General features: G+C 70.6%; 18 protein-coding genes. 11 read left to right on the top strand and 7 right to left on the bottom strand.

The window, feature by feature from the left end; genetic code table 11:
- Window positions 1–15 precede the first annotated feature (15 nt).
- On the bottom strand, window positions 16–1,047 hold the full coding sequence (locus OG936_RS13805) for a threonine/serine dehydratase (protein ID WP_406494918.1): 1,032 nt from the start codon (window positions 1,045–1,047) through the stop codon (window positions 16–18).
- An 18-nt stretch (window positions 1,048–1,065) separates the two neighbouring features.
- Window positions 1,066–1,524: a zinc ribbon domain-containing protein gene (locus OG936_RS13800; protein ID WP_406494917.1), complete on the bottom strand. Its 459-nt coding sequence runs from the start codon at window positions 1,522–1,524 to the stop codon at window positions 1,066–1,068.
- 483 nt (window positions 1,525–2,007) lie between these two features.
- On the opposite strand from OG936_RS13800, the gene OG936_RS13795 reads away from it, so the two are divergent.
- The gene (locus OG936_RS13795; protein ID WP_406494915.1) at window positions 2,008–3,036 is read left to right on the top strand and encodes an NlpC/P60 family protein; all 1,029 of its coding nucleotides are present in this window, start codon (window positions 2,008–2,010) and stop codon (window positions 3,034–3,036) included.
- Window positions 3,037–3,285: 249 nt separating this feature from the next.
- Here OG936_RS13795 and OG936_RS13790 read toward each other — a convergent pair whose 3' ends face one another.
- Window positions 3,286–4,515, bottom strand: a complete 1,230-nt coding sequence (locus OG936_RS13790; RefSeq protein ID WP_406494913.1) for a saccharopine dehydrogenase C-terminal domain-containing protein — start codon at window positions 4,513–4,515, stop codon at window positions 3,286–3,288.
- Between the two features lie 136 nt (window positions 4,516–4,651).
- Here OG936_RS13790 and OG936_RS13785 point away from each other — a divergent pair, with 136 nt between their 5' ends.
- Together OG936_RS13785 and OG936_RS13780 are read left to right on the top strand one after the other, a co-directional pair.
- A complete protein-coding gene (locus OG936_RS13785; RefSeq protein ID WP_406494911.1) occupies window positions 4,652–5,419 on the top strand; it encodes a TetR/AcrR family transcriptional regulator in 768 nt (255 codons plus the stop codon).
- A 226-nt stretch (window positions 5,420–5,645) separates the two neighbouring features.
- A complete protein-coding gene (locus OG936_RS13780) occupies window positions 5,646–6,161 on the top strand; it encodes a pentapeptide repeat-containing protein (protein WP_406494909.1) in 516 nt (171 codons plus the stop codon).
- A gap of 45 nt (window positions 6,162–6,206) precedes the next feature.
- Here OG936_RS13780 and OG936_RS13775 read toward each other — a convergent pair whose 3' ends face one another.
- Window positions 6,207–6,395, bottom strand: coding sequence for a DUF397 domain-containing protein (locus OG936_RS13775; RefSeq protein ID WP_406494907.1), 189 nt, complete (start codon window positions 6,393–6,395; stop codon window positions 6,207–6,209).
- On the opposite strand from OG936_RS13775, the gene OG936_RS13770 reads away from it, so the two are divergent.
- Window positions 6,363–6,467, top strand: coding sequence for a LuxR C-terminal-related transcriptional regulator (locus OG936_RS13770; protein WP_406500430.1), 105 nt, complete (start codon window positions 6,363–6,365; stop codon window positions 6,465–6,467). The genes OG936_RS13775 and OG936_RS13770 overlap by 33 nt on opposite strands.
- Before the next feature lie 24 nt (window positions 6,468–6,491).
- Here OG936_RS13770 and OG936_RS13765 read toward each other — a convergent pair whose 3' ends face one another.
- The gene (locus OG936_RS13765) at window positions 6,492–8,126 is read right to left on the bottom strand and encodes an ABC-F family ATP-binding cassette domain-containing protein (protein ID WP_406494905.1); all 1,635 of its coding nucleotides are present in this window, start codon (window positions 8,124–8,126) and stop codon (window positions 6,492–6,494) included.
- A 335-nt stretch (window positions 8,127–8,461) separates the two neighbouring features.
- Entirely contained in the window at window positions 8,462–11,752 is a 3,291-nt protein-coding gene (locus OG936_RS13760) for a S41 family peptidase (protein ID WP_406494903.1), read from the bottom strand.
- A gap of 164 nt (window positions 11,753–11,916) precedes the next feature.
- Here OG936_RS13760 and OG936_RS13755 point away from each other — a divergent pair, with 164 nt between their 5' ends.
- Window positions 11,917–12,489: a TetR/AcrR family transcriptional regulator gene (locus OG936_RS13755; protein ID WP_406494902.1), complete on the top strand. Its 573-nt coding sequence runs from the start codon at window positions 11,917–11,919 to the stop codon at window positions 12,487–12,489.
- 146 nt (window positions 12,490–12,635) lie between these two features.
- On the top strand, window positions 12,636–14,888 hold the full coding sequence (locus tag OG936_RS13750; protein WP_406494900.1) for an MMPL family transporter: 2,253 nt from the start codon (window positions 12,636–12,638) through the stop codon (window positions 14,886–14,888).
- A 186-nt stretch (window positions 14,889–15,074) separates the two neighbouring features.
- Here the strand turns inward: OG936_RS13750 and OG936_RS13745 are convergent, their stop codons facing one another.
- The gene (locus OG936_RS13745) at window positions 15,075–15,440 is read right to left on the bottom strand and encodes an SsgA family sporulation/cell division regulator (protein WP_383757873.1); all 366 of its coding nucleotides are present in this window, start codon (window positions 15,438–15,440) and stop codon (window positions 15,075–15,077) included.
- Between the two features lie 205 nt (window positions 15,441–15,645).
- Between OG936_RS13745 and OG936_RS13740 the strand changes: the two genes are divergently transcribed.
- The 5 genes from OG936_RS13740 (at window position 15,646) to OG936_RS13720 (ending at window position 20,261) form a co-directional block, all read left to right on the top strand.
- Window positions 15,646–16,704, top strand: a complete 1,059-nt coding sequence (locus tag OG936_RS13740; protein WP_406494898.1) for an energy-coupling factor ABC transporter permease — start codon at window positions 15,646–15,648, stop codon at window positions 16,702–16,704.
- 1 nt (window position 16,705) lies between these two features.
- The gene (cbiQ, locus tag OG936_RS13735) at window positions 16,706–17,467 is read left to right on the top strand and encodes a cobalt ECF transporter T component CbiQ (RefSeq protein ID WP_383757869.1); all 762 of its coding nucleotides are present in this window, start codon (window positions 16,706–16,708) and stop codon (window positions 17,465–17,467) included.
- Window positions 17,464–18,234 carry an energy-coupling factor ABC transporter ATP-binding protein gene (locus OG936_RS13730; protein ID WP_406494896.1) on the top strand — a complete coding sequence of 257 codons (771 nt, stop codon included), beginning with the start codon at window positions 17,464–17,466 and terminating at the stop codon, window positions 18,232–18,234. Before cbiQ ends, OG936_RS13730 begins: the two co-directional genes overlap by 4 nt.
- A 66-nt stretch (window positions 18,235–18,300) precedes the next feature.
- Entirely contained in the window at window positions 18,301–19,464 is a 1,164-nt protein-coding gene (locus OG936_RS13725) for a serine hydrolase domain-containing protein (RefSeq protein WP_406500429.1), read from the top strand.
- Window positions 19,461–20,261, top strand: a complete 801-nt coding sequence (locus OG936_RS13720; RefSeq protein ID WP_406494894.1) for an SDR family NAD(P)-dependent oxidoreductase — start codon at window positions 19,461–19,463, stop codon at window positions 20,259–20,261. Before OG936_RS13725 ends, OG936_RS13720 begins: the two co-directional genes overlap by 4 nt.
- Window positions 20,262–20,393: the final 132 nt, after the last annotated feature.

The raw sequence follows: 20,393 nt of genomic DNA, 5'->3' as shown, positions 1-20,393 counted from the left end.
GCCGGCCACCGGATCTCAGTTCTCGGCCGGGCGCACCAGGTCGCTCGGGTCGGTGTTCGCCCCGCACAGCACCACGGCGACCCGCTCGCCGTCGCGCGGCCGGTAGCCGTGGCCCGGCGCCGTCGGCCCGTTCGGAAGGTCCGGAGCGGTGAGCGCGCCCAGTGCGGTGGCGGCAGCGTGTTCGACGGCGACGCGGTGGTGGTCCCACAACGTCTGGCGGGCGCGGACGATTTCGCCGTCCGGTACCAGGACGGAGCGGACGTCGTCCTGGCGGGCGGCGTGCAGGGCCAGTGCGGTGGCGCGTCGGGCGCCGAGGGCGTCGACGGCGATCGAGTCGACGGGGACGTCGACCGGGCGACCGGCCTCGATGGCGGCGTTCAGCGCCCGGCAGTTCTCCGGCTCGACGGCGACCGTGCGGATTCCGTGGTGCCGGGCAGCGGCGGCGACGCCGGCGAACAGGCCGCCGCCGCCGACCGAGACCACCACGGTGTCCAGACCGGGGATCCGGGCGTGGATCTCCTCCAGCAGGGTGCCGGCCCCTGCGGCGATCAGCGGGTGGTCGTAGGCGTGCGCGGCGAGCGCGCCGGACGAGGCGGCGAACTCCTCGCACGCTTCCAGGGCTTCGGCGTACTCCGCGCCGACCAGCCGCACGTCCGCCCCGAAGCCGCGGAGCTTGGCCACCTTCACCGCCGGGGCGACGGTCGGCACGAACACCGTTGCCCGCACGCCCTGTTGCCGGGCCGCCCAGGCGCAGGCCAGCCCGGCATTGCCGCCGGAGGCGATGGTCACCCCAGCGCTCGGCAGGGTGCCTGCCTCGCGGTGGGCCTGGATGAAGTTCTGCGCGCCGCGCGCCTTGAAGGAGCCGGTGTACTGCATGAACTCCAGTGCGAACCAGACCTCGTAGGGCTTCTCGGGCCGGTCGTCGAGCGGACCGCGGTGCGCCGTGCGGATCGTTCCCGGGTCGACGGGGGCCACGGCGACCGGGCGGACGTGCCCGGCGATCCGTTCGGTGGCGGCCTTGATGTCGTCGTACGTGAGCTGGTGCACGTCGTTGCTGCTTCCTGCTTATTGCTCGTTGTTGAGCATTCGGATATTTTGCTCTCCGCACGAGCACAGTTGTGCTGACGTGCTGGAGTCCTGGTCCATCGGCAGTCGGGACCGTTGGCGGTCGGTACGTTCCTGCAAGAGCTGTCTCACCCGCGTGTGCGCGGTGAACAGGGTGATGGGATCACTGTCCCTGTGCAGGATGTTGACCGCTCCGGCGTGGTCGGCTTGCCACACAGTCCCGCACTCGGTGCAGTGAAGCCTGTCCCCTTTGCGGACACCAAGGATGTTCGTAAAGGGGACGACTTGTGATGTATAGGCAGCGTTGACCAGCCGCACCGCAGAACCTCTGCGGTCCGACACGGCATTGAGCGCTTCCGCGGTGACACCCTTGGTCCACGCGGCGAGGCGTCGGTTCGTGTTCTTCCCCAGCTTCTTGACGCCGGCGAAAGTCGTGGTGAGGTCTTCGGCCACGATCACGGCCGCATTGTCGGCAACCGCGTGCACGGCCTTGAATGGCCTACTACAGCCCTGACCCGCAGTCAACAAACCACCGGCACGGTGTGTCCGGCAAATGTCCGCGCAGCCTTCGTGCCGGACGTGCGCGACGGAGAGGCGGAGGGCGGGGGCCGGGCCCGGTTTGCGTCCGCCTTGCCTCCGAAACGGCTTTCACGCGTCTGGTGAGACCCGTTGCGGCGTGCTGGAAATCAGGAACGGACCGTCAAGTCACGGCTACAGCCGGTGCGATGTGACCAAAGAAGTGCCCCTGTGACGAGATTCTTCCCGCGAGGAATTGAACTGGTCACACGATGGTTACTAAGGTCGGGCCTCGAACCTTCGCGCGATTGATCACCCAACCGGGGTGGCAGTGAAGGCACCGCCGAGTCCGTGACGTGCACGGAGCCGGGGATTCGTCTCCCCCACAGCCCGGTAGGCGGCTGGAGGAAGAAGGAGCTCGCCTTCGTGGCGTCCCACCGTCGTCCCAAGCAGCCGAGCCGCGCCCGCGTGACCGTGCTCACCGCGACCGCCGCCGCGGCCGTGGCTCTGACCTCCCAGGCGGCCCAAGCCGCACCGAAGCCCTCCAAGGGCGAGGTCAGGGCGGAGGTCGAGAAACTCAGCCACGAGGCGGGCGAGGCCAATGAGCAGTACTACGGCGCCAAGGAGAAGCAGCAGAAGCTGGAGAAGGAAGTCAGCGCGCTGCAGGACAAGGTGGCCCGCAGCCAGCAGGAGATCAACGCGCTCCGCAACGGCCTCGGTTCGCTCGCTGCGGCGCAGTACCGCTCCGGCGGCATCGACCCGTCGGTGCAGCTCTTCCTCTCGTCCAACCCGGACACCTTCCTCGACGAGGCCTCGGCCCTCGACCAGTTGACGGCCAAGCAGACCGATACCCTGGGGAAGATCCAGGGGAAGCAGCGGATCCTCGCGCAGGAGCGCAAGGAGGCCCAGGACAAGCTCGGTGACCTCGCGGACGTGCGCAAGACGCTCGGCGCGAAGAAGAAGAAGCTCCAGAGCAAGCTGGCCGAGGCGCAGCGCCTGCTCAACACGATGACCGAAGCCGAGCGCGCGAAGATGCGCGAGGACCAGCAGCGCGCCAGCCGTGCCGCGGGCGACCGGGTCGAACTCGGCAACGAGGTCCCCGCCTCCGCCTGGGGTGCCGCCGCCCTGAACGCCGCCTCTGCCCAGGTGGGCAAGCCGTACGGCCGCGGCGGTACCGGCCCCGGATCCTTCGACTGCTCCGGGCTGACCCAGTGGGCCTACGCCCAGGCCAATGTCCAGATCTCCCGGGTCACGTACACCCAGGTCAACGACGGTGTCCGCATCGGGCGCAGCGCGCTGAAGCCGGGCGACCTGGTCTTCTTCAACAACACCTCGCACGTGGCGCTCTACGCGGGCAACAACACCGTCCTGCACGCCCCTTACCCGGGCACGTTGGTCCGCTACGAGTCGATGAACACCATCGGCAGCTTCCAGTTCGGCGTGCGCGTCGGCTGATCACGCCCGAACGGGCGAATTCCCGCGCTCCGTACGGACGTTCCGCCCCGCCGGAGACCACAGGTCACCGGCGGGGCGGACGGCGTCCGCCCGGTGTTCGCGGCAGGGTGCCTTGACGGGCCCGGCGAGCGGGGTCCGAGCGGACGCGGGGACGACGAGCGGGGAATACCCCGACAGCGGCGAGTGGATCGGCTGCGGGGCGCTCGCCCCACCCAGGAGGGACGTCGGATCCTTGATGAGCCGAGACGGTCACTGCTCCCGCATGCCCCACGGAGAGCCATACGCGTTGAGCAGATCCAGGAAGGGGCGGGCGGGGAAGGCCTCCGGGCCGAGGACTCCCGAGCCGGTCCACGCGCCCGTTGCCAGGAGTTCGAGCGCGACGACCGGGTTGATGGCCGTCTGCCACACCACCGCCTGGGAGCCGTACTCGGCCATTGACCACTGGTTGTCGACCACGTGGTAGAGGTAGACCTCGCGCGGTGCGCCGTCCTTGGTGCCGCGCACCCAGGTGCCCGCGCAGGTCTTGCCGTGCATACGATCGCCCAGCGTCGCCGGGTCCGGCAGGCAGGCGGCCACGACATCGCGGGGCGACACACTCACCGGCCCCGCAGCGCCCGGCACGGTCACCGGTTCGGTGCTGTCCAGGCCCAGGAGGTGCAGCGTCTTGAGGGTCTGGATGAATTCTTCGCCCAGGCCGTACTTGAAGGTCACGCGCTGTGCGCCGATCCAACGGGGGACGAGCAGCACCTCCTCGTGCTCCACGTTCACGCACTCGACCGGGCCGATGCCCTCGGGGAAGTCGAACACCTCCGGCTCGCTGAAGGGCGCGGTGGTGAACCAGCCGCGGTCCGCCTCGTAGACGACCGGCGGATTGAGACACTCCTCGATGGTGGTCCAGATGTTGAAGGAGGGGGCGAAGTCATAGCCGTCGACGGTGAGGTTCGCACCGTCGCGGATGCCGATCTCCTCGATCTCGTCGAAGAGTTCGTCGGCCGCGTACCGCGCGAAGACGTCGGACAGCCCCGGCTCCACACCCATACCGACGAGGGCCAGCGCGCCCGCCTTCTCCCAGTCGTCGGCCTGCGCGAACTGCGCGTCGCCGAGCATGACCCCGCACTCCTCGTGCGGTCGCTCGGGGTGCGGGCGCGACAGGGACATCGCCATGTCGAGGTAGGTCGCGCCGGCCGCGCGCGCCGCGTGGAAGAGGGGCATCACGAACCGCGGGTCGGTGGCATTGAGCAGGACGTCGCATCCGTACCGCGTCAGCAGCGCCGACACGGCCGTCCGGTCGGAGGCGTCCACGCGCTCGGCGCGGAAGCGGCCCTCGGAGCCTTCCGTGCCCGTGAGAGCGGCGACCGCCGCCTCGGCCCTGCTCAGGTCGTAGTCGGCCACGACCATCTCGTCGAAGAACGAGCGCCGGGCCGCGATCCGGGTGATCGCGGTGCCCACACCGCCGGCTCCCACAAGCAGAACACGCATGACACGGACTTCCTCTCTGCGGAGACGGGGCGTGCCCGCACGGACGGGAGGTGCGGCGCCCCTGCCAGGAGATCCAACGCCGGGTACTCGGATAAGGTCAATGGTGTTGGCATAAGGGTCGGGCGAGGAGGCAGCGGTGGCGAAAACGGTGGTGCCCGAGGAGAAGCGGCGACGCCGTCGTCCCACCCGGAGCGGCACCGTGCTGTCCGGGGAACTGATCGTCGAGACCGCCCTGCGGATGCTGCGTGAGCACGGCAGCGCGGGACTCACCGCCCGCCGTCTCGGACTGGCCCTGGACGCCGACCCCAGCACCCTCTACCGGTACTTCCGCGGAATGGACGATCTGACCCTCGCCATCGGCGACGCCCTCATCGGGCAGGCCCTGCAGGGCTGGCGGCCCACGGGGGAATGGCGGTCGGATCTGCGCGGCCTCGGTCTGCGCATCCACGCCGTGTACCTGGCGCATCCGCAGGCGGCGCTGCTGACCGCGAACCGGGTCACCGGCAGAGCCAACGAGGTGGCGGCCGACGAGGCCATCCTCGACGTACTTCGCACGGCGGGGTTCCCGCTGCCGGACGCGGTACGGATCTACCAGGCCTTCATCGACCAGACCCTGGCCTTCGCCGCGCTCGACGCCGCCTCGCTGGCCCTGCCGCGCGAAAGCCTCAGAGCGGACGAGGACATGTGGCGCTCGACGTACGCCCGCCTGCCGCAAACCACACACCCCCGGATTGCCGAGGCGGCGCCCCTCCTGGCGACCCGCATGGTCGACAGTGCCTACCCCACGGCCCTGGAGATGCTGCTGGACGGTGCCGCAGCGCAGTGGGAGACACTGCGGCGCCCGGTGGTAGAGGATCGTCCGGGGTCGTTCCGGGACGGACCCGTCCAGGAAGGCCGATCCTGAGGCCTTCCTGGATGATCGATTCCAACGTTCCGGTTCGGCAGCGAGCAGGTCCAGCAGCGTCTCGCGCTCGTCGGCCTTGGCCCTGGTCGGGGCGAAAGCGATCGGCAGGCGCTGAGGGTGCACACCAGGTGCAGTCGAAGGCCACGGAAGAAGCGGCTGTGGCCGGCGCAGTAGCCGTGCTCGGCCAACTGTCCGGCAACGACAGCCCCATTCAAGAGCTGGCACGATGTCCAGCATGGGCCGACTGGTAACGCTGAAGGAGAACCTCGCCTCCCGCCGTCAGTACGCGACTCTCCAGCGGGAGTCCTTTGACGGCGCGGATCTCGTTTCGGTGCGCTTGCGGTCGTTGTGGTTCACGCGGTGCACATTTCGCGAGACAGATCTCCGCCAAGCCGCCCTCGATGGCTGCCACTTCAAACTATGCGATCTCCGCGGAGCGAATTTGAGCGGCGCCTCCACGCGGGGGGTCAATTTGGCGGGCTGCGATCTGACTGGCGCCGACCTGCGCGCAGCGGATCTGACCGGAGCCCGTTTCGGCCGGGTCCTCACCGGTGCCCCACCCCACGGGCTGACGAATGCCACCGGCGCCAAGCTCGACAAAGCTGTTCTCCGCGATCTCCAACTGGAAGAGGTCATCGGCTGGCCCATCACCGGGAGACGTGGTCATTTCCCCGTGGCGTGGAGGTGCCTGGAGAGAGGGAAGCCGGACCCGAACCCGGACGGCGTCACCGCCGTCCAGTGACCGGTCGCCACGCTCGCTCCGGGTGGGCAGTGAACTGCTCGACGCTCAGGGCGCCTTGACGGACTCGACGAACGGGGTCCAGGCGGACGCGGGGATCACGAGCGCCGGGCCTTCGGCGCGCTTGGAGTCGCGGACGGGGATGACGCCGGGGTGCTGGACTTCATCGCCGCCGGACTCACCCACGCTCAGGCCGCGCGTCGCCTGGGCATCAGCCAGCACACGGTCGACACCCATGTGAAGCGGATCCGTTCGAAGCTGGGTGTGCGTAACAAGGCGGACCTGGTTCGCCTTGCTCTGGCCCGGTAGGCCGGCAGTCGGCAGAGCATTGGCTCACGGCTGCCGGTAGTCGTCGACGCGGATGGTGCGGTCGACGCGGACGGCGTCGGCCAGACGTCGGTCGTGCGTGATCAGCAACAGCGAGCCGGTGAAGGAGGCCACCGCTTGTTCGAGCTGTTCCACCGCTTCGATGTCCAGGTGGTTGGTGGGCTCGTCGAGTATCAGGCAGTTGACACCTTGTGCCTGCAGAAGTGCGAGACCGGCGCGGGTGCGTTCGCCCGGCGACAGCGACGATGCCGGCCGCAGCGCCAGGTCCTGGCCAAGCCGGAATTTGGCCAGGAGTGTACGGGTCTCGGTGGTGTCCATGCCGGTGGCGTCGCCCACGATGTCGGCGGTGGACCGTTCGCAGTCCAGTAGGGCTCGTGTCTGATCGACCTCGCCCAAGCGGGCAGCAGAGCTGATGTGCTGCGTGCCCTTCGCCAACCGCAGACGACCGAGCAGGGCGCTCAGCAGCGTCGTCTTGCCGCTGCCGTTGTGACCGGCGATCCGCACCCGCTCACCGAAGCCGACCTCAAGGTCCAGGGGCCCGAGGTGGCACGATCCGCGCCGCACGACTGCCCCGTGCAGCGACAATGCGGTCCCGGACGGGGCGCCGGCCTCGGCGATCGTGAACTGCAGTCGCCATGCCTCCCTCACCTGCTCAGGTGCGGCGGCATCAAGCCGCTGCACGGCACGGTCGGCCTTGGCAGCTGCCGCACCGGTGTTCTGCGCACCAGCGAGCCGGGACGCCTTGCGGAACTTGTCCCCATCGGGCTGCCGTCGCGGATTGACCGCACGAGCCGCGCCCTGACGGGCCCACTCCCGCTGCGTGCGGGCCGTGCCGGTCAGCTGCTGCCGGGTGGCCTCATAGGCCGCGTAGGCCTCGACAGCCCGCTGCCGGGCGGCGGCACGCTCCGTGACGAAGCTGTCCCAACCGCCGCCGAACTCGCTGGTACGGCGGGTGAACTCGTCCAGTTCCACGACCTTGTCCACCGTTGCCGCCAGGAAGGCACGGTCGTGGCTGATCAGCGCGATGCCCGCTCGGCTGTGCCGGACATGCTGCTCCAGCCGGGACAGCCCGTCGTCGTCCAGGTCGTTGGTCGGTTCGTCCAGCAGCAGGATATCCGGTTGAGCCAGCAGCACGGCGGCCAGCGCCAGTCGTGCGCGTTGTCCACCGGACAGCTCGCAGGTGGCTCTGGCGTCGAGCCGCAGTCCCAGGTCGGCCGTAACGCCGGCGGCGCGTTCGGGAAGGTCCGCTCCTCCCAGGGCGAGCCACCTGTCCCAGGCCTCGGCGTAAGCGTGGTCTGCACCAGGCAGTTGCTCCTCCAACAACCGGGTGGTGGCGTCCAGGTCCTTCTGTGCCTGGGCGACACCGGTACGGCGGGCGAGATAGTCACCCAGCGGCTCGCCGTCGTGCATGTCCCGTTCTTGGGCCAGACGGATAACGGTCGCGGTCACCGGCGCCCGGGTTACGGTCCCGCTGTCCGGAGCCAGGTCACCGCCGGCTATCCGCAGCAGGGTTGACTTGCCTGTGCCGTTCGGGGCGACGATGCCCACGCGTTCCCCTGCCGAGACCGACAGGTCCGCCCCGTCCAGGACGGTAAGACCGCCGTACGCATAGGTGATGCCGGTGCAGCGAAGCTGGGCCACGTCTTGGGTGCTCCTCACGAAGTCGGGATCGTCGCCCTGTGGTCGAGCCGGTCCTTGACTGTTGCGGGTGACGCAAGCTGGACGGTACCCGGCACGATGAGTACGGCATAGGTGGACGTCAGCAGAACGATCACTGCAATATTCGCGAACGGTGTGATTCCCGTGAGGGCGACCAGCAGGGGAGCAGCGGCCAGAGCGACGGGCTGCAGGCCGAAGCCGGCCAGGGCCTCCAGGGCGAGAAATACTCAGCGTGCCCCCTGCGCCGCGCCGTCCTCGGCAGATCCGGAGCCGGGCCGACGTGCTGAGCGCCGAACGGTGTGCCGCCGCGGGGCCTTCTACCGCGGTGGCAGGGGCGGGCGCCGCCGGTCCGGGACGGAGTCGTACGTCGGCGGGGTCGCCGCCGGGTGCGCGGCCAGCAGGTCCAGGGCCACCCGCACCGCGTCGTCGAGTACCGCGTACCGGCCCTCGGCCCAGTCGAGCGGGGTGCGCAGGGCCTCCAGGTCCGGTTCGACGCCGTAGTTCTCGACCGACCAGCCGTACGTCTCGAACCAGGCCGCGTTCATCGGCACCGTGATCACCGTGCCGTCGCCCAGCCGGTGCCGGCCGGTCATGCCGACCACGCCGCCCCACGTCCGCTGGCCCACCACCGGGCCCAGCTTCAGCAGCCGGAACACGGCGGTGATCATGTCGCCGTCGGAGGACGTCGCCTCGTCGGCCAGGGCGACCACCGGGCCCCGGGGCGCGTTGGAGGCGTAACTGACCGGCTGGGCGTTGCGGGTCAGGTCCCAGCCGAGGATCGTGCGGGTGAGCTTCTCGACCACCAGCTCGCTGATGTGGCCGCCCGCGTTGCCGCGTACGTCGACGATCAGCGCCGGGCGGGAGACCTCCATGCGCAGGTCCCGGTTGAACTGTGCCCAGCCGGAGCCGCCCATGTCGGGGATGTGCAGGTACCCGCACTTGCCGTGGCTCAACTCCCTTACGACTTCACGGCGTTTGGCCACCCAGTCCTGATAGCGCAGGGGGCGTTCGTCGATCAGGGGGATGATCGCGACGCGGCGGGAGGGGCCCTCCCCTTCGGGTGGGCGGAAGGTGAGTTCCACGGTGGTGCCGCCCGCCGCGGAGAGGAGGGGGTACGGGCCCGCCACCGGGTCGACGGGGCGGCCGTCGATATGGGTGAGGACCGCGCCCGCCCGGATGCCCGTACCGGCCAGCGGGGAACGGGCCTTGGAGTCGGAGGAGTCACCGGGCAGGATGCGACGGATCGTCCAGTCGCCGTCCCGGCACACCAGGTTCGCGCCGAGCAGCCCGATCGCCCGCTGGTAGTGCGGCGGGCCCTCGTTGCGGCGGGCCGGTGCGACGTACGCGTGCGAGGTGCCCAGTTCGCCCAGGACCTCACGCATCAGATCGGCGAACTCGTCGGGGGAGGCGACCCGCTCGACCAGCGGGCGGTACTGGTCGAGCACGGCGTCCCAGTCGATGCCGCACATGTCCGGTTCCCAGAAGTACGAGCGGATGATGCGGCCGCCCTCCGCGTACGCCTGGCGCCACTCCGCCGCCGGGTCGACCTCGTGCAGGATGCGGCGCAGGTCGAGGTAGACCGTCGAGTCGCTGTCGCCGATCTCGGTGGCGGGGACGGCGCGCAGCTCGCCCTCGTCCATGACGACCAGCCGTGTCGCGTCGCCGCTGACCGCGAACCAGTCGAGGTGGCCGACGAGTTCGGTTTTCCTGGCCTTGGAGATGTTGAAGTGTTCGAGGGTGGGGCGACCCGACATGTCCGCCGGGTTCGCGAACGTTTCACCGAGCGCGCCGGAGATCGGCCAGCGCAGCCAGACGAGCCCGCCGCCGCTCACCGGACGAAGGGCCGAGTACTTCGATGCCGAGACGGGGAACGGCGTCACCCGGTTCTCCAGCCCCTCGAACTCGACCGTGACCGTCGACGGCCCCTCTCCCACACCCACGTCGGGTACGTCGTCGGCCGGGTCGAGACCGCCCGCCGCCGGGCGCCCCTCCGGCGACAGGGCGAACGGGGAGGGCGTCGCCGAGGAGAGCGGCACCAGGTAGGGGCGGCAGCCCAGCGGGAAGGAGAGGTCCCCGGTGTGGACGTCGTACACCGGGTCGAAACCGCGCCAGGAGAGGAAGGCGAGGTAGCGTCCGTCGCCCGTGAAGACGGGGTTCTCGTCCTCGAAGCGGCCGTTGGTGACGTCGACGATGACCGGCGATCCCGTCCCGAGGATGCGGGCCAGTTTGATCTGGCGCAGTGAACGGCCGATCCCGGGGTGCGACCAGGCCAGCCAGGCGCCGTCCGGCGAGAACGCCATGTCGCGGACCGGGCCGTTGATGGAGCGGATCAGTTCCACGGGCTCCTCCGTGGACGTCTCCTCGTCCGTGTCCAGGAGCAGCAGCCGCCCGTCGTTAGTCGCGATCGCCAGGCGTTCGCCGTCCGGGTCGGAGACCAGTTCGTGGACCCGGCCGATCAGTCCGGAGGCCAGCCGGCGCGGGGCGCGGTCGCCGCTGGCGCGCGGCAGGTAGGCGATCTCGATCGCGTCCTCGCCGTCGGCGTCCGTGACGTAGGCGACCTGGCCGCCGCTGCCGAGCATCTCGGGCAGCCGGACCCGGACGCCCGGGGTGTCGGCGATCGTCCGGGCGGGGCCGTCGCGGTGGGTGAGCCAGTACAGGCTGCCGCGTACGGAGACGGCGCTGGCCCGGCCCGTCTCGTCCACGGACAGTGCGTCGATGTTGCTGGCGGCCGGCACCTGGTGCGTACGCCGTCCGACGCGCGGCCCGCCGAGCCGTACCTCCAGTTTCCGCGGTACCGCGTCCGGCGACGCCAGGTCGTCCACCAGCCACACGTCGCCCGCGCACTGATAGACGACCCGGCGGCCGTCGCTGGAGGCGTGCCGGGCGTAGAAGGCGTCGTGGTCCGTGTGGCGGCGCAGATCGGTGCCGTCGGGCCGGCAGGAGTACAGATTGCCGACGCCTTCGTGGTCGGAGAGGAACGCGATCCGGTCGCCGACGAACATGGGCGAGTCGAGGTGCCCGCCGATGTCCGGGAGCAGCCGCTTGCCGTGCAGCCACAGCCGTCCCATCGCACCGCCCCGGTACCGCTTCCAGGAGGCCGGTTCGTGCGGCGGCTTGCCGGTGAGCAGCAGGGTGCGGCGCTCGCCGTCGATGTCGGCGACCGCGATGTCGGAGACCGGTCCCCAGGGCAGCTTGCCGCCGGGGCTGCCGTCCGTGGGGAGGGCGTAGGCCCAGGAGATGTGCGAGAACGGCTGGTTGTGCGAGGACACGGCGAGGATCTGGGCGGCGTCCCCGGGATCGGGCGTCCAGCCGCAGACGCGGGCATCCATGGACCCCCAGTAGGTGAGCCGCCTCGCCGGGCCCCCCTCGACCGGTGCGAGATGGATCTCGGGGTCGAGGCTGCGCCAGGTCGTGTAGGCGATGCGGCTCCCGTCGGGGGAGAACCGCGGGTGGCTGACTCTGGTCCGGTCGACGGTCAGCCGCCACGCGCGGCCCGGCCGCTGCCCCTCCGGCGCGAGGGGAGCGACCCAGAGGTCGTCCTCGGCGGCGAAGCAGAGCAGATCGTCGTGGAGGTGCGGGAATCGGAGATACGCGACGTCGTCACTCACTCTTCAATGCTTTCCGCGCGCGGGGGCCCCGGCAACTTGTGGTGCGGAACACAAGCGAAACGATTTCGTTTCGCTGGACGGGCGGGGTACCGTCGATGTGTACGAAACAGTTTCGTTCCATGGCTGATGTGCGAGATCGAGAAACGGGAACGGGAGGTCGACCCATGGCGCGCACCCGGCTCACGCCCGAGCGTGAGAGCGAGCTGTACGCCGCCGTGCTCGACCTGCTCCGCGAAGTCGGCTACGACGCCCTGACCATGGACGCCGTCGCCGCCCGTACCCGTTCCAGCAAGGCCACCCTCTACCGCCAGTGGGGGAGCAAGCCCGAGCTGGTCGTCAGGGCCCTGCGGCACAACAAGCCGGTCTCCCTCGCGGAGATCGACACCGGATCGCTGCGCGGTGACTTCCACGCCGTGCTGAGCCGCAGTGACGACTGTCAGATGGAGAAGGACTCCGCGCTGATGCGGGGCCTGAGCCATGCCGTCCACGACAATCCCGATCTCCTCCAGGCCCTGCGCGAGCTGCTGATCGAGCCGGAGATGACCGGCCTCGACACGCTGCTGCGCCGAGCCGTGTCCCGGGGTGAACTGCGTCCGGACAATCCGGCGCTGAAATACGTATCGCACATGCTGATCGGCGCCTTCGCCGCCCGGCAGCTGGTCGAGGACCGCGCCGTCGACCAGGCATTCCTCACCGACTACGTCGACTCCGTGGTTCTCCCCGCTCTCGGAGTCTGACCCCTTCGCGCGGCAGGACCGTTCAGCGCGACCCGTCCCCTTCGTACGGCCCTCTCCCCAAGCTCCACCTGACACGCCGCTCTCGTCGTCGGGCTGGTTCCTCACGCCCTTTTCCACGCACACGACCTGACCGGGAGTACGACTCCGTGGCCACATTTCTCTACAAGCTCGGACGGCTCGCCTTCCGGCGCCGCCGCTATGTCGCCCTGATCTGGGTGGCACTGCTGGCACTCGCCGGATTCGGCGCGGCCTCCGCGTCCACCGCCACCTCCAGTTCCTTCTCGATCCCGGGTACGGAGGCGCAGAGGGCCTTCGACCTGCTGGAACAGCGCTTCCCCGACGTCGGCGCCGACGGCGCGACCGCACGGGTCGTCTTCAAGGCCCCCGACGGCCAGAAGATGACGGACCCGGCGAACAAGGCCGAGGTGAACAGGGTCGCCGGCGAGCTGAAGTCCGGCTCGGACCAGATCGCCTCCGTCACCGACCCGTACACCGCGGGCGCCGTCAGCGAGAACGGCTCCACGGCGTACGTCTCCGTGTCCTACAAGGTCAACTCGATGGAGCTGACCGACGCGACCCGCACCGCTCTGGAGGACGCGGGCCACACGGCGCAGAAGAGCGGGATGACCGTGGAGATCGGCGGTGACGCGCTCCAGGTGATGCCGGAGACCGGAGCCACCGAGATCATCGGTGTCGCCATCGCCGCGGTGGTGCTGGTCATCACCTTCGGCTCGCTGATCGCCGCCGGGCTGCCGCTGCTCACCGCCCTGATCGGGGTCGGCATCGGAGTCTCGACGATCACGGCCCTGGCGAACGTGCTCGACCTGGGCTCCACCACCTCCATCCTCGCGATGATGATCGGCCTCGCGGTCGGCATCGACTACGCGCTGTTCATCGTCTCCCGCTACCGCGCCGAGCTGGCCGAGGGCCGGGAGGGCGAGGAAGCGGCCGGACGGGCCGTCGGTACGGCCGGTTCCGCGGTCGTCTTCGCCGGCCTCACCGTCGTGATCGCGCTGGTCGGCCTCGCCGTCGTGAACATCCCGATGCTGTCGAAGATGGGCTTCGCCGCGGCCGGCACGGTCGCGATCGCCGTCCTCATCGCGCTCACCCTGGTCCCGGCCATGATGGGCTTCGCGGGCAAGCACGTCCTGGGACGCAAGGGGCGCAAGGCCGCCGGGGCCCCGGGCCGGGCCGAGGACAAGCCGAACATGGGCACCCGCTGGGCGCGGTTCGTGCTGCGCAAGCCGGTCTGGGTGCTGCTGGCCGGTGTCATCGGCCTCGGTGTCGTCGCCGTACCGGCCGCCTCCCTGGAGATGGGTCTGCCGGACGACGGCTCCCAGCCCACCAGCACCACCCAGCGGCGCGCCTACGACCTGCTCTCCGACGGCTTCGGCCCCGGCTTCAACGGGCCGCTGATGGTCGTCGTCGACACCGTGAACAGCTCCGACGGCAAGAGTGCGGCCAAGCAGGTCGCCGATGAGATCTCCGGCATCCCGGGCGTCGTCGCCGTCTCCCCGGCCCAGTTCAACAAGGCCGGCGACACCGCGATGATCACCGTCGTCCCGAAGGACCGGCCGAGCTCCACCGAGACCGAGAACGTGGTCCACGCGATCCGTGACACGGGCAAGGACATCAAGTCCGGCACCGGCGCCGAGGTTCTGGTCACCGGCTCCACGGCGATGAACATCGACTTCTCGCAGAAGATGAACGACGCGCTGCTGCCGTACCTGGCGCTCGTCGTCGGCCTCGCCTTCCTGCTGCTGATGCTGGTCTTCCGGTCGGTGCTGGTGCCCCTGAAGGCGGCGCTCGGCTTCCTGCTCTCGGTCGTCGCGGCCCTGGGCGCGGTCGTCGCGGTCTTCCAGTGGGGCTGGCTCGGCTCGCTCTTCGGCGTGGAACAGACCGGCCCGATCATGTCCATGATGCCGATCTTCATGGTGGGCGTGGTCTTCGGCCTGGCCATGGACTACGAGGTCTTCCTCGTGACCCGGATGCGGGAGGCGTACGTCCACGGCGAGAAGCCCGGCCAGGCGATCGTCACCGGCTTCCGGCACGGCGCCCGGGTCGTCACGGCCGCGGCCGTGATCATGATGGCGGTTTTCGCCGGCTTCATCGGCTCCAGCGAGCAGATGGTCAAGATGATCGGCTTCTCGCTCGCCATCGCCGTCTTCTTCGACGCGTTCGTGGTCCGCATGGCGATCGTGCCCGCGGTCCTCGCCCTGCTCGGCAAGCGCGCATGGTGGCTGCCGCGCCGGCTGGACCGGCTCCTGCCGAACGTGGACGTGGAGGGCGAGGGGCTGCGCAAGCAGCTCGGCGAGACGTCCGGGGGCGGCGCCGACGGACTCGGCGGCGACGGACGCGGCGGCGACGCCGAGGGTGAGCGCGAGCTGACCCGCGTCTGAGCCATGGAGCCTGAGGGGCCCGCGTCCGAGCGGAGCGCGGCCCCGGATGCGCCGGTCACCTGTGGGGACGGGGGACCGGGCGATGACGGAAGCCCCCGTGCGGCACGGGGGCTTCCGTCATGCGGATGCGTCATCGCGTGGGCCTCATCGCGGATGCCTCATCGCGTGGGTGTCATTGCGTGGGTGTCATGCGTCCATATGGGTCATGGGCGTGCGGTCGGGGGCGTCCTCGCCGTAGGTGCGGTGCAGAAAACGGATCAGCGGCGCGCTGTCGAACTGCACCACCTCCACTCCCTCCTTCGAGCGGAGCTCCACGACCAGCTGGGTCCGGCCGCACGGCCACACCCGGATGCCGCCGAGTTCGGCGGGGGAGCGCAGTCCGCGCTCCAGCAGATCGCGGCTGAAGGCCCAGTCGATGCCGCCGGGGAAGGCGACATGGACGGTGCGCGGGTCCACGTCGGCGTCGTACAGCAGGTCGACCGGTACCGCCGGGAGGTCGGGGGTGTCATTGACGAGCCAGGCCTCGGCCTGTTCATGAATCACGGGGGGCATGGCCGACTCCTCCAGTCTGTTGGGGTTCGTCATTTAATGTCCCATATTTCCTGCTGAAGGCGCGGTGAGGTTTCCTGCCGGGGAGCCGGGGGCGTCCAGCTGTGACATTCCCGCTCTTGCGAAGCGTTCGCAACAAGGCCCTATCATTGAGCGGTTCACGACACCGTTCGCGGTGACGCAGGATCGCAGGAAGCGGAGCGCCCACATGCATGTACCCGACGGATTCATCGACGCCCCCGTCTCCGCCGCCGCCGGAGTCGTCGCCGCGGGCGCCGTCGCCGTCAGCCTGCGGGGCGCCCGCCGGGAGCTGGACGAGCGCACCGCGCCGCTCGCCGGCCTCGTCGCCGCGTTCATCTTTGCCGTGCAGATGCTGAACTTCCCGGTCGCCGCGGGCACCAGCGGGCATCTGCTGGGCGGGGCGCTCGCCGCGATCCTGGTCGGGCCGTACACCGGGGTGCTCTGTATCTCCGTCGTCCTGCTCATGCAGGGCATCCTCTTCGCCGACGGCGGCCTCACCGCGCTCGGCGTGAACGTGCTCGACATGGGCATCACGACCACCGTCGTCGCGTACGCCCTCTTCCGCGGGCTGGCCCGCGTCCTCCCGCGGACCCGCCGCTCCGTGACGGTCGCGTCCTTCGTCGCCGCCCTGGTCTCCGTACCGGCCGCGGCCGGCGTCTTCACGCTGATCTACTGGATCGGCGGCACCACGGACATCCCGATCGGCAAGGTCTTCACCGCCATGGTCGGGGTCCACGTCCTCATCGGGATCGGCGAGGCCGTGATCACCGCGCTGACCGTCGGCGCCGTCGTCGCCGTACGCCCCGACCTGGTCCACGGCGCCCGCGGACTCACCGCCCCGCTCAAGCTCCGGGTCGACGGCGAGCTCGTCGACGTCCCGGCCCGGCAGCCCGTCGCCCCGGTCGCCGCCCGCTCCCCCCGGGGACTCTGGGCCACCGGCCTGATCACCGCCCTCGTCCTGGCGGGCTTCGTCTCCTTCTACGCCTCCGCGAGCCCCGACGGCCTGGAGAAGGTCGCCGCCGACCAGGGCATCGACAAGAAGACCGAGGAGCACGCCGCCAAGGACTCCCCGCTCGCCGACTACGGCGTCAAGGACATCTCCGACGCCCGCGTCTCCGGCGGCCTCGCCGGGGTGATCGGTGTCGGCGCCACGATCGTGGTCGGCAGCGGGGTCTTCTACGTGCTCCGCCGCCGCCGCACGCCGGACGCGCCCGCCGGCTCCGCGCACGACCGGGAAATGGTCTGACGTGGGCGCGGGACATGCGCACAGGCTCTACCGGCACGGGCACTCGCCCGTCCACGACCTGCCGCCGCACTGCAAGCTCGCCGCCGCCTTCTGCTTCGTCGTGGTCGTCGTCTCGACGCCGCGCGAGGCGGTGTGGGCGTTCGCGTTCTACGCGGTACTGATCGGCGCCGTCACCGCGCTGGCCCGCATCCCCGCGGGCTTCCTGCTCAAGCGGCTGCTCATCGAGGTGCCATTCGTCGCGTTCGCGCTGCTCATGCCGTTCGTGGTGCCTGGCGAGCAGACCCACGTCCTCGGACTCTCCGTCAGCGTCCCCGGCCTCTGGGGCGCCTGGAACGTCCTGGCCAAGGGCACCCTCGGCGTCGCCGCCTCCGTGCTCCTCGCCTCCACCACCGAACTGCGCGCACTGCTGCTCGGCCTCCAACGGCTCAAGCTGCCGCCGCTGCTCGTCCAGATCGCGTCCTTCATGATCCGGTACGGCGACGTGATCACCGACGAGATGCGCCGGATGTCGATCGCCCGCCGCTCCCGCGGCTTCGAGGCCCGCGGGATACGGCAGTGGGGCGTCCTGGCCAAATCGGCGGGCGCGCTCTTCATCAGGTCGTACGAGCGTGGCGAACGCGTCCACCTCGCGATGGTCAGCCGCGGCTACGCCGGTTCCATGCCGGTCATCGACGAGGTGACGGCCTCCCGGACCCAGTGGGCGTACGCCGCCGCCCTCCCCGTCCTCGCCCTCACGATCTGCCTGCTGGGATGGACCCTATGAGCCTGCACACCGCCCCCGCGCCGTCGCTGGAGGTCAGCGGCCTCGCCTACGCCTACCCCGACGGCCATCAGGCACTCTTCGGCGTGAACCTGACGGTCGACCGGGGCGAACGCGTCGCCCTGCTCGGCCCCAACGGAGCCGGCAAGACCACCCTCGTCCTCCACCTCAACGGCATCCTCGACGCCGGCGCGGGCACTGTCCGGGTTGCCGGCCTCCCCGTTGAGAAGCGCAACCTCGCCGAGATCCGCCGCCGCGTCGGCATCGTCTTCCAGGACCCCGACGACCAGCTCTTCATGCCCACCGTCCGGGAGGACGTCGCCTTCGGCCCCGCCGCCTCCGGGCTGCGCGGCGCCGCACTGGAGGAACGCGTCACCGAAGCGCTCACGCAGGTCGGCATGGCGCAGTATGCGGACCGGCCGCCGCACCACCTCTCCTTCGGCCAGCGCCGCCGCGTCGCCGTCGCCACCGTCCTCGCCATGCGGCCGGAGATCCTCGTCCTGGACGAACCGTCCTCCAACCTGGACCCGGCCTCGCGGCGCGAGCTCGCCGACATCCTGCGGTCCCTGGACGTCACCGTGCTCATGGTCACGCACGATCTGCCGTACGCCCTGGAGCTCTGCCCGCGCGCGGTCGTCCTGAGCGACGGCGTCATCGCCGCCGACGACCGCACCCAGGATCTGCTCTGTGACGAGAAGCTGATGCGCGGCCACCGCCTGGAGCTGCCCTTCGGCTTCGACCCGCGTTCCGTGACCGTGGATTCGAGCTGACCCGCCCCACCCGCGACCTGCGACGGGATGCACCATGGGGGGATGAGCGGGAGCGCAGGAACAGGTGTGGACGTACGGGGCACGGTGGCGGCCGGATTCGAACCGGTCCGGGATGCCTTCGTCCGTAACTTCGAGCAGCGCGGCGAACGCGGCGCCGCAGTCACGGTCTACCGGGACGGGCGCAAGGTCGTCGATCTGTGGGCCGGTACGAGAGACGTCGACCGGGCCGAACCGTGGGCCGTCGACACCGTGCAGATCGTCCGCTCGGCCGGCAAGGGCATCGCCGCCGCCGTACCGCTGCTGCTGCACCAGCGCGGCCAGGTCGATCTCGATGCCCCGGTCGGCACGTACTGGCCGGAGTTCAAGGCGGCCGGCAAGGAGCGGGTGCTCGTCCGCCACCTCCTCGCCCACCGGGCCGGCATACCCGCGCTCGACTGCCCGCTGACCCCCTCCGAGGCGGCCGACGGGATCTCCGGTCCGCAGGCCGTCGCGGCCCAGCGCCCCCAGTGGGAGCCCGGCACCGACCACGGCTACCACGCCCAGACCTACAGCTGGCTCATCGGCGAACTGGTGCGCCGGGTCACCGGCCGCACCGTCGGCCGCTGGATCGCCGAGGAGATCGCCCGCCCGCTCGGCCTGGACTTCTGGTTCGGCCTCCCGGCCGACGAGGCGCACCGGGTGGGCCGCGTCGGCCCCGTCGAACCACCGGCCCTCGCGGGCAACGGCGGCACCCTGCGGATGCGCCCCAAGCGGTCCGTCACCGACGCGTACCGCGATCCGGAGTCCCTCACCCGCCGCGCCTTCGGGGCCATCGACCCCTTCCCCGACGAGAACGCCCCCGACTACCGGGCGGCCGAACTCCCCGCCTCCAACGGCATCGCCACCGCCCGCGCGCTGGCCCGCTGCTACGCCGCGATGATCGGCCCGGTCGACGGCCACCGCCTGTTCGCCCCGGCCACCCTCACCCTCGCCCGCACCGAGGAGTCGGCGGGCCCGGACCGGGTCCTGGTCGTCAACACCCGTTTCGGCCTCGGCTACATGCTGCACGGCCCGGCGGCCCCGCTGCTCGCCCCCGGCTCCTTCGGCCACCCCGGCCGGGGCGGTTCACTCGGCTTCGCCGATCCCGAATCCGGTATCGCGCTGGGCTATGTGACGAACGGTCTGCAGAAGGGAGTCACCGCCGATCCCCGTGCCCAGGCCCTGGTCAGGGCAGTACGGTCGGCGCTATGACTCCTCCTTCCTCTGCTGGTTCACGGTTCGACGGATACGGCGTGCTCATCACCGGGGCGGGCCGGGGCATCGGGGCGGCCACGGCCCGCCGACTGGCCTCGGAGGGCGCCCGTGTCCTGGTCACCGACCTGGACGGCGACCGAGCCGAACGCACTGCCGCGGCGATACGCGAGACGGGCGGGACCGCCGAGGCACTGCGCTGCGACGTGTCCGACCGGGCGGCGGTCGAGGCCGCGGTCGCCCACGCCGTCGCCGCCTTCGGCTCCCTCGACGTGCTGGTGAACAACGCGTACGCCTGCACGTCCGATGCCCCGCTCTTCGAGGACGAGCCCGACGAGGTCTGGCAGCGCGACCTCGACATCACCCTCACCGGCCCGTACCGGTGCGCCCGCGCCGCCCTTCCGCACCTGGTGGCCTCCGGCCGGGGCGCGATCGTCAACATCGGCTCGGTCAACGGCGAACAGGACTTCGGCAACCACGCCTACAGCGCCGCCAAGGCGGGCCTGGGCAGCCTGACCCGCACCCTCGCGGGCCATGCCGGACCGCGCGGCGTACGCGTCAACCTGGTCGCACCCGGCACGGTCCGCACGGACGCCTGGGCGGGCCGGGACGCGGAACTGTCCCGGGTGAGCCGCCTCTACCCGCTCGGCCGGATCGGCGAGCCCGACGACATCGCGTCCGCCGTCGCCTTCCTCGCCTCGCGCGACGCGGCCTGGATCACCGGCACGACACTACGGGTGGACGGCGGGCTGACCGCGGTGAACTCCGCTTTCCGGCAGGCGTCTTCGGCGGAGTGACGGAGTCCGCGTAGACACCGCCGGGGCACAAGGGGTGCAAAAGACGTGACACATCGGGGTTCGGGTGTCACGTTCCCACGAAGGGGTGGGCGGCGAGCCCGGGCGCATCGCCCACCCCGCCCGGACTAGTGC

Source organism: Streptomyces sp. NBC_00846 (assembly GCF_045207325.1).
In the GTDB taxonomy this organism is placed as follows: domain Bacteria; phylum Actinomycetota; class Actinomycetes; order Streptomycetales; family Streptomycetaceae; genus Streptomyces.
This window is presented reverse-complemented; position numbering and strand designations above follow the sequence as displayed.